This window comes from Clostridioides sp. LIBA-2809 (genome assembly GCF_056688965.1).
On record NZ_CP197004.1, the window covers coordinates 4,024,900 to 4,040,028 of the forward strand.

Consider the following 15,129-nt stretch of genomic DNA (forward strand, 5'->3'; position numbering starts at 1 on the left):
CGAAGACCTCTTGTTTTAAATTAAATTAGGCAGGTATCCTGGCTTAACTTCATCCTACTTCTATAACCTTCCCATCAAATTGACAGTGGTATTTATAGTTTCGTTGGTTTCACAGTAGCGGGGGCTGCAAAGGCATCTAACCTTTTTCCCTTTTAACATATAATTAAGAACCTAATTTTAATCTAATATTCTATTTTCATTGATATTCTTACAGACATATATTATAATACTTAATTTCAATTAAATTATATAAAATCTGTAAAATTCATTTTATCTACTACAGTAAATCCACTATTAACTTCTAAAACCGTAATAGATGAATTATCAATTTTAAAGTTCCAATGATATTTATAACTACCAGAAATCAAATGTGTTATTATATTTCTTATTGTTCCTGCATGAGAACATATAAGTATTGTTTTTATATCTGAATGACTATCATTTTCTAAAATTATATTATCAATCTCTTTTGCCACTCTTTTATAAGAGTCTATAAGACTTTCTCCACTTGGATATCTATAGTTGTTACCTTCTTCTATCATTTTTTCGAATTCTTTGGGATATTTGACTTTAATTTCCTCAAAAGTTATTCCTTCAAAGTCTCCAAAACTAATTTCTCTTAGAGTTTCTTTTTCTTCTATTTCTATTAACTTTAATCTTGATATTTTTTCTATTGTATCCTTAGTACGTGAAGATGGCGTCGTGTAAATTCTGTCTATATTTTCATGACTTAGATATTTAGTAATTTTATTTATTTGCAATTTACCTTCTTCACTAATACAACTATTTATGTGACCTGATAATCTTCCTTTTTTATTATCATTTGTCAATGCATGTCTTATTAATATTAATCTTATCATATTATCACCACTTTTTAGTTTTAAAAAAACATAAAAATTAACAAATATATATAAATCAAATATAAAAGTTCTGAAAGTTCTATTCCACAACCTAATATATCTCCTGTTACTCCATCAATCTTTTTATAAATATGTTTTTTGAATAATATTATAAATATAAAAACTACTATAGCTGAACCTAATATTTTAATCAATACTATATTAGGTAATAAGAATATAAATTTAGTAATAAGAATAACTATTAAAAATGTGTATATTATAGCTGTCATTAACATACTTGTAGTCAATTTGCCTATAAATAAATTTCCCATTCCTTTTTCTCTTGGTGTCACAGTTTTATATGTCAATAACATTACTCCTAATCTTGCAATCATTGGCATAAATATTATAATCCATAATGAGTTATTACTTATTATATTGTATATGAATCCAACCTTTAATAAAAGTACAAACATAATTGCTAAAAGTGAATTTGTGCCCAATCTTGAATCTTTCATTATTTCAAGCATTTTTTCTTTATCTCTATAACTGTATATTGCATCAAATGTATCTCCTAATCCATCTATATGGAGACCTCCAGTAATTAAAACACCAGCTAAAGTTATTATTATAGAAGCTATAAATGGCTCAAATAATAGTATAGAAATCCATCCTACTAAGTAGGTTAATATGCCAATGACAAAACCTACAAGTGGAAAATATACTATTGATTTATAAAATTCATCATCAAATCCTACATTTAATTTTATAGGTATCCTTGTTAAAAACTGTAGTATTAAAATAAATCTTTTCATAGATACATACTACTCCTTTATTTTCATGGGTATTCCACTAACTACAAAATAAACTTCATTACTTTTTGATGCTATGTATTGATTTATACGACCTACAATATCGGCATATATCCTACTAAGTTTATTCCCAGGAACAATTCCCATACCTAATTCATTTGTCACAAACACAAAGTATAGATTTGTTTTTTCTATTTCTTCAATAAGTTTTCTAACTTGTTCTTTTATGTACTCTTCCAATTTGTTTATTTCTTCTTGAGTAGACTCTTCTATATTTAGATTGTGTTTAAACATTAGATTATTTACTAATAATGTCACACAATCTAGTATAACAGTTTCATGTTCTTTGTATAGCTGTCTAATTATGGAATATATATCTTCATATATTTCATATGTATTCCAATTTCTAGGTCTATTCTCTTGATGTTTTTTTACTCTATCTTTCATTTCATCATCAAATGGAATAGAAGTTGCTATATAAGCTGTATTATTATTCCTGTTCAAACATAGTTTTTCTGCAAAGTTACTCTTTCCTGACCTAGCTCCTCCTGTTACCAGAATAATTTCACTCATCAAAACACTCCTATATATTAAATTTTTATGTCTTATCTTCCCATGTCAATTTCATCGAAAGTTGCCATATTCTTATAAGTATAATTTGAAGCTTCTATTATATTAAATGCTAAAGCAGCTCCACTTCCTTCACCTAACCTCATGTCCATATTTAGTAAAGGGTCTAATTTCAATATATCTAAGGCTCTTTTAGTCCCTGATTCTGCTGACGAGTGAGATGCTATCATATATTCTCTAGTTTTTGGATTTATCTTATATGCAATCAATGCTGCTGCATAAGAAATAAATCCATCTATTACTACTGGAATTCTATTAGCACTACATCCTAATATAACACCTGCCATTGAACCTATTTCAAATCCTCCTACTTTAGATAAAATATCTACTCCATCAGTTGGATTTGGATTATTAATCTCAATAGCCTTTCTAATTACTTCAGCCTTATGTTTTAGTCTTTCTTTTTTAAGACCTGCACCTATACCAGTAACTTCTAATGGGTCACATCCTGAAATCACAGATATTATTGCTGTACTTGGAGTAGTGTTTGCTATACCCATCTCTCCAATACCAATAAGCTTATAATCTTTTTCTATACACTGTTCTGCTATTTCAATTCCTATCTCTAAGCATCTAATAGCCTCTTGCTTACTCATAGCTGGCCCTTTCGCCATATTTGATGTTCCTTTTCTAATCTTATAATCTAATACTCCATCTAGTTTTTCATCACAGTTTATTCCTACATCTACAGCTACAACATCTGCCCCTACAAATTTACTTATTACTCCCACTCCACACAGACCTTTTGAGAAATTTGGAAATTGTAGTTTTGTTATGTTTTGAGGGTCAGGTGCTACTCCTTCTTCATATACACCATGGTCTCCAGCAAAAGCTATTATAACTTTTTTACTTGTATCAAAATTTTCATTGCCAAATATTCCTGATAATTGCATACAAATATCTTCTATTTTCCCTAAGCTTCCAGTTGGATGTATAAGCCTGTCCAATCTCTGCTTTGTTTTTTCAATAGAAGAATTATCTAAAGAATATATATTTTTTGATATACTTTCTAATAAACTCATTTTCTATCCTCCCAACATTTTTTTGTTTTTTAAATTATCTTTTTAGATAAAAAATACTCTTATTTTCTAAAAATTTCAACTTTTTATTTTTATTTTTACATATATACAAAAATTATTCTACATTTTATCTGTATTTCCTTTATTTTACATTATGAATTTGCATACAATCCGATGGTTTTTGTAAAAATATATTTAAAAGAACTTTAAGGAGATGATATTGTGGATGATTTTTCTAAATTAAAAAATTTATATGAAGATGGATATAGATGTATTTATCATGACTGTGTAGATAATAATTATACTATCTACCTTAAGAATTTTTATACGGAAGGTTCAGAAACTATAGAGTTGAGTAGCGAATCAGATTTCTCACAATTCAAAGATTATATAGATGGACTTAGAATGTCTTAATCACTATGAAACCCATTAAAATAGGGAGTTTAACAACTCCCTATTTTGAAGTCACAATTTTTTTTATAAGCTTTAAAAGTTCGTCTCGGTTTACTTCTCTTTCATTTTTTCTGTCCTTATACTCTTGAAAGTTAACAACTTTTGTATTTGGTTTCTCCATAAACTCACTTCCCATTTAACATTATTAACTTATCTTAATATATTTTATTCTATACAATTTATCTATTTCCTTCTATTTATAATACAAAATTTCTTAAATAATCCCAAATTTTCAAAACAAAATTTTCAAAATATACTAAAATCTACCTTTCAAATATAATATCAAATAAAATTTAATAATCCTTATACTTTATAGTATAATATACTCATAAAATATAATAAAGGAGATTTTAAATGAATATCTTACAAAATGAAAAGTTAATTATAGAATCAAACAGTTCTGGTGCTGAACTCACTAAAATATTTTCTAAAGAATATAACAAAGACATTCTTTGGAATGGCAATAAGAAATATTGGGGTAGACAATCACCTATATTATTTCCTATAGTAGGTAAACTTTTTGATAATGAAACTATAATAGAAGAAAATCTATACAGCATGACTCAGCATGGATTTGCTAGAGATATGGAATTTGAAATTGTAGACAAAGGAGATACATTCATATCTTATAAGTTAATAGACAATGAATCTACCTTAAAAAAGTATCCATACTCTTTTGAACTAATTATAAATTATACATTAAACAATGACAGTATAAATATAGAGTGGATTGTAAAAAATACTGACTCTAAAGATATATTCTTTTCTATAGGTGGACATCCTGCATTTAATATTCCTTTTTTTGAACAAAATGGTTTTTCTAAATATCATCTTGAATTTAAAAGAAGAAATGATGTGGAAAAAATCAATTTAAATGGTTCTTTTACTGATGATATAACATTTATTGGTGATTTAAAAAACTTACAGTTAAATCCGGAACTGTTCAAGAATGATGCCTTGATATACACCAATATAGATGAAGTATCTATATGTAATAATGATGGTAGCAAATATATAACTCTATCTATGTTAGATTTCCCTCTAGTTGGTATTTGGACTCCTTATTATAGTGAGTCTAATTCTACTGCTCCATTTTTATGTATAGAACCTTGGTATGGTCTTGCTGATAGTATGTATTCCAATAAAATTTATAAAGACAAGAAATTCATTAATAAACTTAGTAAGGGAAAAGTTTTTACTGCTTCTTACAGTATAAATATACATTAAATAAGAGTCAGTTACATGTGTTACCAAAGTTATAAAATATGTTAATATAAGTTAGTATAATAATATGAAGTGGTATTATTTAATATTCCTTAATCAAAAAATATTACTGGAATACAAAATTCCAGTAATATTTGATAACTAAATAATATGTTTTTACATAAGCCTATAAATATCTTATTTTTTATGGCTTAACAATACATACTTATATACGTTTTTTTAATTCTATTTAGAGCCTCATTTAATGTTTCTTTAGGACACCCTATATTAAGACGGATAAACCCCTCTCCATCTTTTACAAAGTAACTTCCAACTACCATAGTTAAATTTGCATGTCTAAAAAACTCTTTCGATTCTTCTTCATTTCTAAATACTTCTCTCACATCTATCCAAGCTAGAAAAGAAGAGTCTGATTTCATAACCTTAGCTTTTGGTATATATGTCTCAAAAAACTCATAGACTATTTGAAAATTATTTTCTACATAATTGGTCATTTCATCTAACCATTTTTCACTTTCATTATATGCCGCAACAATTGCTGGTATTGCAAATACATTTGGAGAAGTTATTGAGTTACTTTTTAGTCTTTCTAACAAAATTTCTCTAACTTTTAAATCTCTTATTAGTACATAAGATGTTTTTAATCCTCCTAAGTTGAATCCTTTATTAGGAGATACACAGATTATGCTATTTTTATAAATTTCTGGATGAGAATTCCATAAAGACACAAATCTATGACCTTTAAATACTACATCCCTATGAATTTCATCACTTACCAAAAGTACATTATACTTTAAGCATAACTCTGACACTTTATACAGTTCTTCCTTTGTCCATATACGACCTGATGGATTTTGTGGACTACAGAATATAAATAATTTTATATTTTCGTATTTCATTCGCTTTTCTATATCTTCTAAATCTAAATAATATCTATTATTATCTAATTTTAATGAACTACAGCATAACTTTCTATTATTATTTACTACAGCTTCTGCAAAAGGGTCATAGGCAGGTGTATTTATCAATACACCATCTCCTTCTTTAGTGTATGCTTGGACTATATAATGAAGAGTTGAAACAGTACCAAAAGTTAACTTTATCCATTCTTTCTCTACATATATATCAAATCGTCTTTTGTTCCAATTTATAACAGCATCATAGAAGTCATCTCCTATAAAAGTATAACTATAATCTCCTACTGAGGCTCTTTTTAAGATAGCTTCTTTTATGGTAGGAGCACATTCAAAATCAATATCAGCTAAATCCATAGGAATTGCATCTTCATTTAAGTCAAACTTTTCTTTAATTACATGGTTGCTCCATTTCCTACAATTCCCCTCTTTACGATTTAATACTTTGTCAAAATTATATTTCATAATTTTATTCTCCTAATATCATAAAATCTTTAGATGTCTTATTGAGTGAGACACCTTTTCCACCTATTATAGCAATGTCATCTTCTATCCTAACTCCCCCTATATTTGGAATGTAGATTCCTGGCTCACAAGACATTACCATTCCCTCTGTTAATATATCATCACTATTTGGATTTAGGGTAGGAACCTCTCCATCTCCAAGACCTATACCATGACCCAGACCATGATTAAAATACTCACCAAATCCATGTTTATCTATAATTTCTCTAGCTACTTTGTCAACATCACTGGCCTTAACGCCTTCTTTTATTGACTCTATTGCAGATAATTGTGCTTCTAATACCACATCATATATCTCTTGAATAATTTCAGGAGGTTTACCTATAGATATTGTACGAGTCATATCCGATTGATACCCTTGATAAACAACACCAAAATCTATTGTTATAGCCTCATTCGTTCTCAGTTTTTTGTTTGTAGGTCTTCCATGTGGCATTGCTCCTCTTTCTCCTGATACCACTATTGTTTCAAAAGACATTCCACTTGCACCTTTTTTCAATGCATGATACTGAATTAGAGCTGATACTTCTAGTTCGGTTATACCTTTTTTAATCTCAGAAATAACCTCACTAAATACTTCATCTGTAATCTCACATGCCTTTTTAATAAGTTCAATTTCTACTTTAGATTTTATAGCCCTTAATTTCCATAATTCATTGGTTATTAAACTGATTTCAAAACCTGCATTTTTTAGCAAAATATACTCTTGTATACTCATAGCCTGATTTTCTATTGCTAGCTTTCCTATATTCAATTCTCTTAATAATTCGATTATATTTGGTATATAAGAACCTTGAGATACAACTCTTTTTATGAAACCACTCGTTTTTTTATCTGCTTCATCAGTATATCTACCATCTAGAATTTGGTACTTTTTATCTTTAGTAACAAGTACATACACACCGCTACCTGATAATGCTCCTATATATTTTTTAGTATTTTTGGACTTAATCAAAAGAGCGTCAACACCTCTTTTATAGATTAAATCTACTAGTCTCTCTATTGTATTATTCATAACAAAATATTAGAAATCCAGACCTAAATCATCTAATAGGTCTTCTTCTTCTTTAGAGAATATGTTCTTTGTTTCTTCTTTTTGTTTTTTATTATTTTGTTGACGTTCCATTATTTTAAAGAATGGCCAATATAACAAGATTGCTAATACTAATTGTAATGCATTTGCTAATATAGAATGCCAATCTCCATTAGTTAAAAAACCTTCTAAGAACACTCCTACATATGGAGGGTCAAATACTGGTTTTGCTAACCATCCCCAGTGCATAAAAAACATTGGTAATGTACCTATTATAGCTCCACCAAATACATGTGGTATAAACATTATTGGATTTAATATTATAGGTGCACCAAATAATATTGGTTCATTTATTCCAAATAATGCAGGGAATAATGATACACGTCCAATTTTTTTATAAGATGAATTTTTTGACAACATACATGCGATTACACAACCTATACTAATTCCACAACCTGTAAATCCAAAGAATGCACTTGAAGCTCCTGCTGTAAAGAAATGAGGTATTGTTTCACCAGCTTGCATAGCTGCTATATTTTCAGCTATAAATGTAATCATTATAGGTCTAGTTATAGGGCTAAATACTGATGAATGTATTCCAAAAAAGAATATGGTGCATATTGCAAAATTAAGAGCAAGAACTGACCATGGATTATCCATACTTCCTACTAATGGAGATAAAAATTGAGTAAGTATCTGTGGAGGTAATTCTCCAAACACTTTTAATGAAATAAAACGAGCAACTATAAAAGTACCACAAACTATTATAGTAGTTGGTATTAACTCAAAAGACCTAGATACAAAATCAGGTACATTTTCTGGCATTTTTATTGTAATATTCTTCTTACTACAGAAATTATATAACTCTACAGAACCAAGCCCTGCTATCATCCCCGTAAATAGCCCTTTAGCTCCTAAGTTTCCTATTTCTAATGCACCATCTGGTGTGAATGATGCTACTAGGAATAGAAAAGAAAAAGTTGATAATGCAACACAACCTGGTATATATAATTTATAATAATTACCTAGATTAAAAGCAATACACATACAAGCATATAATCCTATCAAACCTATGGAAAGACTTACTGGCAAGTCCAGTATTGCTGCATTATTCAATATGAATTTGCTTATTGAGTTATTTTCTCCAAGCATGTTTGGAAGTGCTGGAAGTATTGCAAATATACTTCCTAATATTGTGAATGGTGTCATAGCTACCATACCAGCCTTTATAGAACCAAGGTGACGCTGATTGTCAACCTTGTGAGCTAAAGGCATAAATACTCTATTCATAAACGCTTCAAATTTTGAAAACATATTTAATCCCCCTTTTCCCTCAATATTCTTATTATCCTTGAGCTAATTGATGTTTCTTATAAGTTATTAATGCTAACTTCATAACTGTAGCTCCATCCATTTTTCCATAAACATCTTTATCTATTACTGCAAAAGGTTTATTTTTAGGCTCTAATATTCCTTTTAAAAAATCTATTTTGTGAGCTATTTGAGGACCTATAAGTACTATATCCCAATCATCAACCTCACTTTCTATTGAATCTGCTGGTATAGCTGTAAATTCAAAATCTTTTTCATTAAGTTTAGTACTTTCTTTTACTACCTTCTTCATATTTTGCATTAGCATATTAGTAGAAAATCCACCTGCACAACATAATAATATTTTCATAATAATTCCTCCTAAAATTTGTATTTTTTATTATCTCTTGAAAGTATTTAAAACTTTCTAAAAGAAAATTTATGTAAATAATTTATTTATACACTTCAACTACTTATCAAAACAATCTATCAAAGCCTCTATCAAATCTTTCGCTAGTTGAGAAGTCATGTAGTGGTCTTGGGCATGTACCATTAAAAGACTCATTGCTGGACTTTCAACATCTTCATTTAAATCTTGAGTTATTAATTCTGTCTGTATTCTGTGAGCTTCAATATCTATTTTACGAGCCTCCTCTATTAACAATTTTGCTCCTTTAAAATCTTTTGCCTTAACTTTTTTTAAAGCTTCGAAAGCTTTTGATTTACTTTCTCCTGCAGTTGATATAAGCTCCATTATTTGCACTTCTGTTGACATTTTCTTTTTCTCCTTTAAATAAAATTTCTTATATGTTTATATTTTTCTTCATCAAAATTTAAAATTAACTGTGTATATAATCTTATAATGGCATCTAAATCTTTATTACTTACTATCGAAAATGCACAATGACCATATCTGACTGGTACACAAGTTACTACACAAGGTTTCCCTTCATTTACAAGATGTGCTTCCCCCCCATCAGTTCCACCTGATTCAAACATATCGTGTTGAAGTAGTATGTTGTTTTCATCAGCAATTTCCATTACATAATCTATCATTTTTCTACTAGGGACTAGAGTCCTGTCTCTATGCATTAGCATTATACCTTTATCAATTTGTTTCTGATTTGTATAGTCTCTTACAAACTCGTTCTTAGCACATGCTACATCTATCACAAATACTATATCAGGATTTATTAACTGTGTTGCTGTCTTTGCACCCCTTATTCCAACCTCTTCACTACTTGTAGCTGCAAAGTGAATATTACAGCTTAGATTTTTCTTCTCTAACTCTTTTAAAACCTCACCCATCACAAAGCATCCTATTCTATCATCAAAAGCTTTTCCCACTAATCGGTCTGACAGAGCAAATTCCTCAAAGTTTGTTGTATAGGTCACCATATCCCCAACATGAATCCCTAAATTGTATACCTCTTCTTCTGTATATGCTCCAATATCTGCATATATATTTTCAGCTTTGCCATTATTATATGTGGCATTTATGATAGCAGGTATTTTTTTTCCTTCTCTTGTTGTAATTCTAATTTTTTGGACAAACTGTGCAAGAGGTTTTACCCCTCCTATTGTTATTAGGTGAATCATACCAAGTTTATCTATACTTCTCACCATAAATCCAACTTCATCCATATGAGCACAAATCATTACATTTGGTGCATTTTCATCTTTTATCTTAGAAAAAATTATACTCCCTAGCCCATCACATATAACTCTATCACTATAATCTCTTAATTCTTTTAATAAAACTTGCCTAACCTCCTCTTCATTAGATGCTATACCATCTGCTTCTGATAATCTCTTAAAAAACTCTATATTCATGTCTAACCTCCCAGGTAGATTTTTAACTTATACATAAACTCTTCATAGGATTGCGACTTATTTAGCATATCTACCATATCCTTATCTGTCATAATCTTACTTAGATACTTAGATATCTGTTTATGAAGTTCTAGATTTCCCTTTATTAATGAAATCATGAAAATAATCTTTGGCACTCTATTTTCATAACTAATATCAGTTTGTATCAAGGCCACTGATATAATATTTTTATTACCTGTCATTTCAATTGGATGAGGTATCGCTACACCATTTGTATAAATAGTGCTCAAATAACTCTCTCTTTCCCACACATCTTTAGGATAGGTCGGAGAACAAGCGCCTTCATCAACTATGCATTGTGACATGCTATCAAGGATATCCTTATATTTGAATTTATCTTTTATACATCTAAAATGATTCTTATCAAACAGACCTAATATGTATTGTTTTGGACTTGATATATTTCCTATATGTTCTGCAAATCTAATACTTTCTTTAATATCCAAATAATCTAGTTCGTCTAAAATTTCATTTATAAGAATAACTGGAGTATTTATTTCAAATAAAAGATTTGTTATTGAAAAAATCAAATCTGGTGCAAATTCTACTACATCCTTTTCTTCTAGTAATGAAAAGTTTTTTATATCAGCATTTGGAAAGATTTCTTTAAGTCTTAAATTTATCAAAAATGCGCTACCTCCGCCAGAAGAGCATATTATTGCTATCTTATATTTTTTATTAAAATTAGCCTCTTCTCTTTTTTCAAAAGGAACAGCAATGTGAGTTGCTATAAAACCTATTTCATCTTGACTTATTTTTATATGATACTCATTTTCTATAATTTTTGAAAATTGAATAGATAAATTAAAAACAGTTGGATACTGTTGACTTATCTTAACTGAAAAAGGATTTATTATCTTGTGATTCTTCTTTATGCGTTCTATTAAACATGCAATATGTAAATAAAATAAGTTAAGAAACTCTTTATCCTCCAAAAAATTAGAGTCATACTTTTTATCTATATCTCTAAAAAATTCATACATTATATCTTGAAGTTTATTTTTATCTATATTCTTTATAGTGGCTTTCTTATCTTTAGTCCTTAGTTTTATAAGTTGTTTTAAGTAATACTTTTCGTCATGAGTAAGGTTATATTTTTTATCTTTAAAAATTTTATCTAATAAATCATCTATAATTAAATCTTCTGTATATAAGTCTAAATCATTAATATCTCTCACCACTCTCATACTAACTCTTATATACAATATAATAATTTGTGCTAATATTTCCTCAAGCTCTGTTAAGTTAACTTCTAAGTTATGTTCATTAAGGACATTTTTTATTGTACTTCTGATATTATCTAATTTAAAATTATCTATAAACTTATTTCTATACTCTGTTATATTTCTATTACCTTTAAAATAACTCTCCACTAATATACTTTGAATTTCTTTTACAGAGCCTTCTATTTTGATTCCATAATGAGCCTTTCTTTCTAATTTTAATTCTGTATCTTTTATCTTTTCATCTACCTTTTTCAAATCATTTTTTATTTGAGATGAACTGACTAAAAATTTTTTACTTAACTGCTCTATAGTTTTATAACCTTCATTTATTAAAAGTTCTACTATTATAGACTCCAACCGTTGTTCTGGATTTTCAACTAAGTCTGAGGGTAAGTTTTTTAGGTAATGCTCGAATTTATCTTGGTCTTTAATATTTAGAATATATCCTAATTTAGACTTATATTCTAATTTGAAACCATTACATTCTTTTATAGTTTCTATCTTTTTTATTTCATTTCTGATAGTTCGAGTAGATACCCCTAACTTATCTGCAAAATAATCTATATTTAGATAACCACTACTATTTTTCAATGTTTCAAGAATAATGCGTTCTCTCATATCACCACCTCCCCCAGTATTATTATATTTTTCAAAGTAGTATTATAAACAAAAATATTTTCTTATAAAAATTAAACTCTTTATTTGTATTTATCGAAGTTTATATCCTAGTATATTTTAGCACTAAAATTTAAGATATATATTTCATAATAATAAAATATATAGTTCAATTTTTATTATATTTTAATTATATATGTAATACTTTACCAATAAAAGCTGATATTTTTCATCAATTAAATGAAAAAAATACACCATTATAGCTATAAATGAAATAAATTTTTCATATAACAAATATCCTAAACTTATCTAAAATAAATTTAGGATATTTTATTTTTTATGCTTTATTTACAGACCCACATACTTTAATCTTTTCTTTTACAAAGTCCTTTACTGATTGAAGTCCTGCTAATCCATATTTTTTAGGGTCTATAACTTCAGAATCTTCACTTAAAACTTTTTTAACTCCATTACTATATGCAATTCTTAATTCAGTTGCATAGTTAACTTTTGTAATCCCTCTTTTTATAGCCTCTTTTATAATATCATCACGTATTCCTGAACCTCCATGTAATACTAAAGGTATTGAAACTACCTTTTTAATTTCTGATAGTCTGTCTAAATCTATTTTAGGTTTACCTTTATACAGCCCATGCGCTGTACCTATAGCTATAGCTAATGAAGATACCCCTGTTCTATCGACAAACTCTTTTGCCTCTTTTGGATTTGTATAATCATTATTGTCTCCACCATCTAAATCATCTTCTTTCCCTCCAACTTTTCCAAGTTCTGCTTCAACTGGTATAAGAGACGGGTTACATGCTTCCACTACTGATTTAGATAGAGATATATTATTTTCAAAACTTTCATGAGAACCATCTATCATTATTGATGTATATCCATCCCTTAAAGCTTTCATTGCAAGGTCGAAACTTGAGCCATGGTCTAGATGCATTGCCACAGGTATATTTACTCTTTCTGCAGCAACCTTTGCGTTTGCTAGATAATAATCAAGCCCTGCATACTTTACAGTTGACGGAGTAGTTTGTAATATAACTGGAGAATTTAACTCCTCAGCAGCTTCTATAACAGCAATTACCATTTCCATATTTTCCACATTAAATGCTCCTACTGCATACTCTTCATCTTGTGCCTTTTTAAGCATAGATGTTGTTGTTACTAATGCCACATTGATACCCCCCAAATTATTTAATTATAATATTTTAACAAATGCTTTTAGTATTCATATATTGTTACACCTTTTACTACTCTATTTACTGTTCCCGTAGCTGACGGTGTGTCTGGCTTATTTTCAACTTTTATAGATACAAATAATGCTATAGTTTGTGCAAATAATATGTATGGCATTGCAAGATACACATCTGGTAATTTATTGTACTTTCCTTCAAATTCAAACTTTGTTCCTGAGAAATTATTTTCATCTTCTACTGATACTGAGCAAGCAAGTTTAGCAAGTTTATCTCTTTTTATTTCCTCTAAAACATCTAAGTCATATTTTCGTGTATATGAACAATTAGATACAAATTCAAAGACAAGTGTCTTTTCATCAATAAATGATTTTGGGCCATGTCTAAATCCCATAGGAGAATCATATACTGTAGCTATTTTCCCTGCTGTAAGTTCTAAAAGTTTTAGTTGTGCTTCTTGTGTCAAACCACCTAATCCCCCTGAGCCTAAGTATACAACTCTATCAAAATCTTTATTTATTAACTCATGTATTTCATCTTTTCTATCTATAACATTTTTTCCCATCTCAATTATTGCATGTATATATGACTTTTCTATATCCTCTTCTAAACTATCAAATATCAACATAGCAGATAACATCATACATGAAAAACTTCCTGTCATAGCAAAACCTTTATCATTTGATTTTGATGGCATTAATAATAAGTAATTATTTTCATCATTTTTAGTCATTTTAGCCAGTTCTCCTTCTGGGTTACAAGTTATAGCTAAATGATAAAAATTATCTACAACCTGATTCCCCAAATTTAGAGCAGCCAAACTTTCAGGGCTATTTCCACTTCTTGCAAATGAAACTAATAACGTTGGCACATCTTTTTTTAAGTAATCATATGGATTAGAAACTATATCTGTAGTAGGTATTGTTTCAAATATGTATTTTCTTATGTCATTTTTATTTTTAAGATACGGAAGTATTGAGTTGCCTACATAAGCTGAAGTTCCAGCACCTGTAAATATAACTCTAAACTGCCCATGATTATTACTTATTGTGTCTATAAATCTACTTAATCTTTCTTTGTTGGATTTATATATTTCATAAGTTTCTAACCATAGTTCAGGTTGTTGTTTTATTTCATTAGTCGTTATTATTGCACCTAAATCTTTTAGTTTTTGTTCTTCTAGTTTAAACATTTTTATTCCCCTTTCATACTTATAACATTTATTTTTGGTAATGAGGTTATAACCACTTTTAAATGTAAAAAAAATATATCTTTTTATATTTTTTACTTGGACTTTTTATTACTACTAAAACTAATTTTTAAATACACTCTATACATTTTGATTATTTTCATAATTTATTTTTAGTTTATATTAAAAAATTTATTAGAATTATATTATAGACGTTTTGGTATTTTTATTTTATGAT

General features: G+C 28.4%; 15 protein-coding genes and 1 riboswitch. Of the genes, 2 read left to right on the forward strand and 13 right to left on the reverse strand.

Translation table 11 applies throughout. The features are described from left to right. Nucleotides 1-11 precede the first annotated feature (11 nt). Nucleotides 12-190, reverse strand: a riboswitch (cobalamin riboswitch). 55 nt (nt 191-245) lie between these two features. The 4 genes from ACTG44_RS18920 to cobT are packed head-to-tail and all read right to left on the reverse strand — an operon-like array spanning nt 246 to nt 3,303. Next, nucleotides 246-860, reverse strand: a complete 615-nt coding sequence (locus ACTG44_RS18920) for a histidine phosphatase family protein (RefSeq protein WP_479921027.1) — start codon at nt 858-860, stop codon at nt 246-248. Between the two features lie 20 nt (nt 861-880). After that, nucleotides 881-1,654, reverse strand: coding sequence for an adenosylcobinamide-GDP ribazoletransferase (gene cobS / locus ACTG44_RS18925; protein ID WP_021386345.1), 774 nt, complete (start codon nt 1,652-1,654; stop codon nt 881-883). A gap of 9 nt (nt 1,655-1,663) precedes the next feature. Beyond that, nucleotides 1,664-2,224 (reverse strand): bifunctional adenosylcobinamide kinase/adenosylcobinamide-phosphate guanylyltransferase, encoded by a 561-nt coding sequence (cobU, locus tag ACTG44_RS18930; protein WP_021386356.1) that lies wholly within the window; start codon nt 2,222-2,224, stop codon nt 1,664-1,666. A gap of 32 nt (nt 2,225-2,256) precedes the next feature. Continuing rightward, the gene (cobT, locus tag ACTG44_RS18935; protein WP_479921028.1) at nt 2,257-3,303 is read right to left on the reverse strand and encodes a nicotinate-nucleotide--dimethylbenzimidazole phosphoribosyltransferase; all 1,047 of its coding nucleotides are present in this window, start codon (nt 3,301-3,303) and stop codon (nt 2,257-2,259) included. A 219-nt stretch (nt 3,304-3,522) separates the two neighbouring features. On the opposite strand from cobT, the gene ACTG44_RS18940 reads away from it, so the two are divergent. Together ACTG44_RS18940 and ACTG44_RS18945 are read left to right on the forward strand one after the other, a co-directional pair. Then, complete coding sequence (locus ACTG44_RS18940; RefSeq protein ID WP_003425777.1) at nt 3,523-3,714, forward strand: hypothetical protein; 192 nt, start codon at nt 3,523-3,525, stop codon at nt 3,712-3,714. A gap of 393 nt (nt 3,715-4,107) precedes the next feature. Further along, nucleotides 4,108-4,980 carry an aldose 1-epimerase family protein gene (locus ACTG44_RS18945; protein WP_479919557.1) on the forward strand — a complete coding sequence of 291 codons (873 nt, stop codon included), beginning with the start codon at nt 4,108-4,110 and terminating at the stop codon, nt 4,978-4,980. A 188-nt stretch (nt 4,981-5,168) separates the two neighbouring features. Here the strand turns inward: ACTG44_RS18945 and ACTG44_RS18950 are convergent, their stop codons facing one another. The 9 genes from ACTG44_RS18950 to ACTG44_RS18990 all read right to left on the reverse strand — a co-directional run bounded on the left by ACTG44_RS18950 (nt 5,169) and on the right by ACTG44_RS18990 (nt 14,894). Continuing rightward, the gene (locus ACTG44_RS18950) at nt 5,169-6,356 is read right to left on the reverse strand and encodes a MalY/PatB family protein (RefSeq protein ID WP_479919558.1); all 1,188 of its coding nucleotides are present in this window, start codon (nt 6,354-6,356) and stop codon (nt 5,169-5,171) included. Between the two features lie 4 nt (nt 6,357-6,360). Next, nucleotides 6,361-7,431 carry an aminopeptidase P family protein gene (locus tag ACTG44_RS18955; protein WP_479919559.1) on the reverse strand — a complete coding sequence of 357 codons (1,071 nt, stop codon included), beginning with the start codon at nt 7,429-7,431 and terminating at the stop codon, nt 6,361-6,363. 9 nt (nt 7,432-7,440) lie between these two features. After that, nucleotides 7,441-8,763: a PTS sugar transporter subunit IIC gene (locus tag ACTG44_RS18960; RefSeq protein WP_021386355.1), complete on the reverse strand. Its 1,323-nt coding sequence runs from the start codon at nt 8,761-8,763 to the stop codon at nt 7,441-7,443. Between the two features lie 31 nt (nt 8,764-8,794). Then, on the reverse strand, nt 8,795-9,130 hold the full coding sequence (locus ACTG44_RS18965; RefSeq protein WP_021386367.1) for a PTS sugar transporter subunit IIB: 336 nt from the start codon (nt 9,128-9,130) through the stop codon (nt 8,795-8,797). A 99-nt stretch (nt 9,131-9,229) separates the two neighbouring features. Continuing rightward, nucleotides 9,230-9,535, reverse strand: coding sequence for a PTS sugar transporter subunit IIA (locus ACTG44_RS18970; protein ID WP_021386337.1), 306 nt, complete (start codon nt 9,533-9,535; stop codon nt 9,230-9,232). A 14-nt stretch (nt 9,536-9,549) separates the two neighbouring features. Next, nucleotides 9,550-10,593 (reverse strand): aminopeptidase, encoded by a 1,044-nt coding sequence (gene ypdE / locus ACTG44_RS18975; RefSeq protein WP_479921029.1) that lies wholly within the window; start codon nt 10,591-10,593, stop codon nt 9,550-9,552. Between the two features lie 2 nt (nt 10,594-10,595). After that, nucleotides 10,596-12,497 (reverse strand): BglG family transcription antiterminator, encoded by a 1,902-nt coding sequence (locus ACTG44_RS18980; protein WP_479921030.1) that lies wholly within the window; start codon nt 12,495-12,497, stop codon nt 10,596-10,598. 334 nt (nt 12,498-12,831) lie between these two features. Then, on the reverse strand, nt 12,832-13,683 hold the full coding sequence (gene gatY, locus ACTG44_RS18985) for a tagatose-bisphosphate aldolase subunit GatY (protein ID WP_479921031.1): 852 nt from the start codon (nt 13,681-13,683) through the stop codon (nt 12,832-12,834). A 47-nt stretch (nt 13,684-13,730) separates the two neighbouring features. Beyond that, entirely contained in the window at nt 13,731-14,894 is a 1,164-nt protein-coding gene (locus ACTG44_RS18990) for an SIS domain-containing protein (protein WP_479917748.1), read from the reverse strand. Nucleotides 14,895-15,129 lie beyond the last annotated feature (235 nt).

Excerpts from the sequence above, each read along its gene's own strand:
- ACTG44_RS18965 (WP_021386367.1), bottom strand. The coding sequence starts at position 9,130 with ATGAAAATATTATTATGTTGTGCAGGTGGATTTTCTACTAATATGCTA.
- cobU (WP_021386356.1), bottom strand. The coding sequence starts at position 2,224 with ATGAGTGAAATTATTCTGGTAACAGGAGGAGCTAGGTCAGGAAAGAGT.
- ACTG44_RS18990 (WP_479917748.1), bottom strand. The coding sequence starts at position 14,894 with ATGTTTAAACTAGAAGAACAAAAACTAAAAGATTTAGGTGCAATAATA.
- ACTG44_RS18980 (WP_479921030.1), bottom strand. The coding sequence starts at position 12,497 with ATGAGAGAACGCATTATTCTTGAAACATTGAAAAATAGTAGTGGTTAT.
- cobT (WP_479921028.1), bottom strand. The coding sequence starts at position 3,303 with ATGAGTTTATTAGAAAGTATATCAAAAAATATATATTCTTTAGATAAT.
- ACTG44_RS18950 (WP_479919558.1), bottom strand. The coding sequence starts at position 6,356 with ATGAAATATAATTTTGACAAAGTATTAAATCGTAAAGAGGGGAATTGT.
- ACTG44_RS18970 (WP_021386337.1), bottom strand. The coding sequence starts at position 9,535 with ATGTCAACAGAAGTGCAAATAATGGAGCTTATATCAACTGCAGGAGAA.
- ACTG44_RS18960 (WP_021386355.1), bottom strand. The coding sequence starts at position 8,763 with ATGTTTTCAAAATTTGAAGCGTTTATGAATAGAGTATTTATGCCTTTA.
- ACTG44_RS18945 (WP_479919557.1), top strand. The coding sequence starts at position 4,108 with ATGAATATCTTACAAAATGAAAAGTTAATTATAGAATCAAACAGTTCT.
- ACTG44_RS18920 (WP_479921027.1), bottom strand. The coding sequence starts at position 860 with ATGATAAGATTAATATTAATAAGACATGCATTGACAAATGATAATAAA.
- ACTG44_RS18955 (WP_479919559.1), bottom strand. The coding sequence starts at position 7,431 with ATGAATAATACAATAGAGAGACTAGTAGATTTAATCTATAAAAGAGGT.
- ypdE (WP_479921029.1), bottom strand. The coding sequence starts at position 10,593 with ATGAATATAGAGTTTTTTAAGAGATTATCAGAAGCAGATGGTATAGCA.
- cobS (WP_021386345.1), bottom strand. The coding sequence starts at position 1,654 with ATGAAAAGATTTATTTTAATACTACAGTTTTTAACAAGGATACCTATA.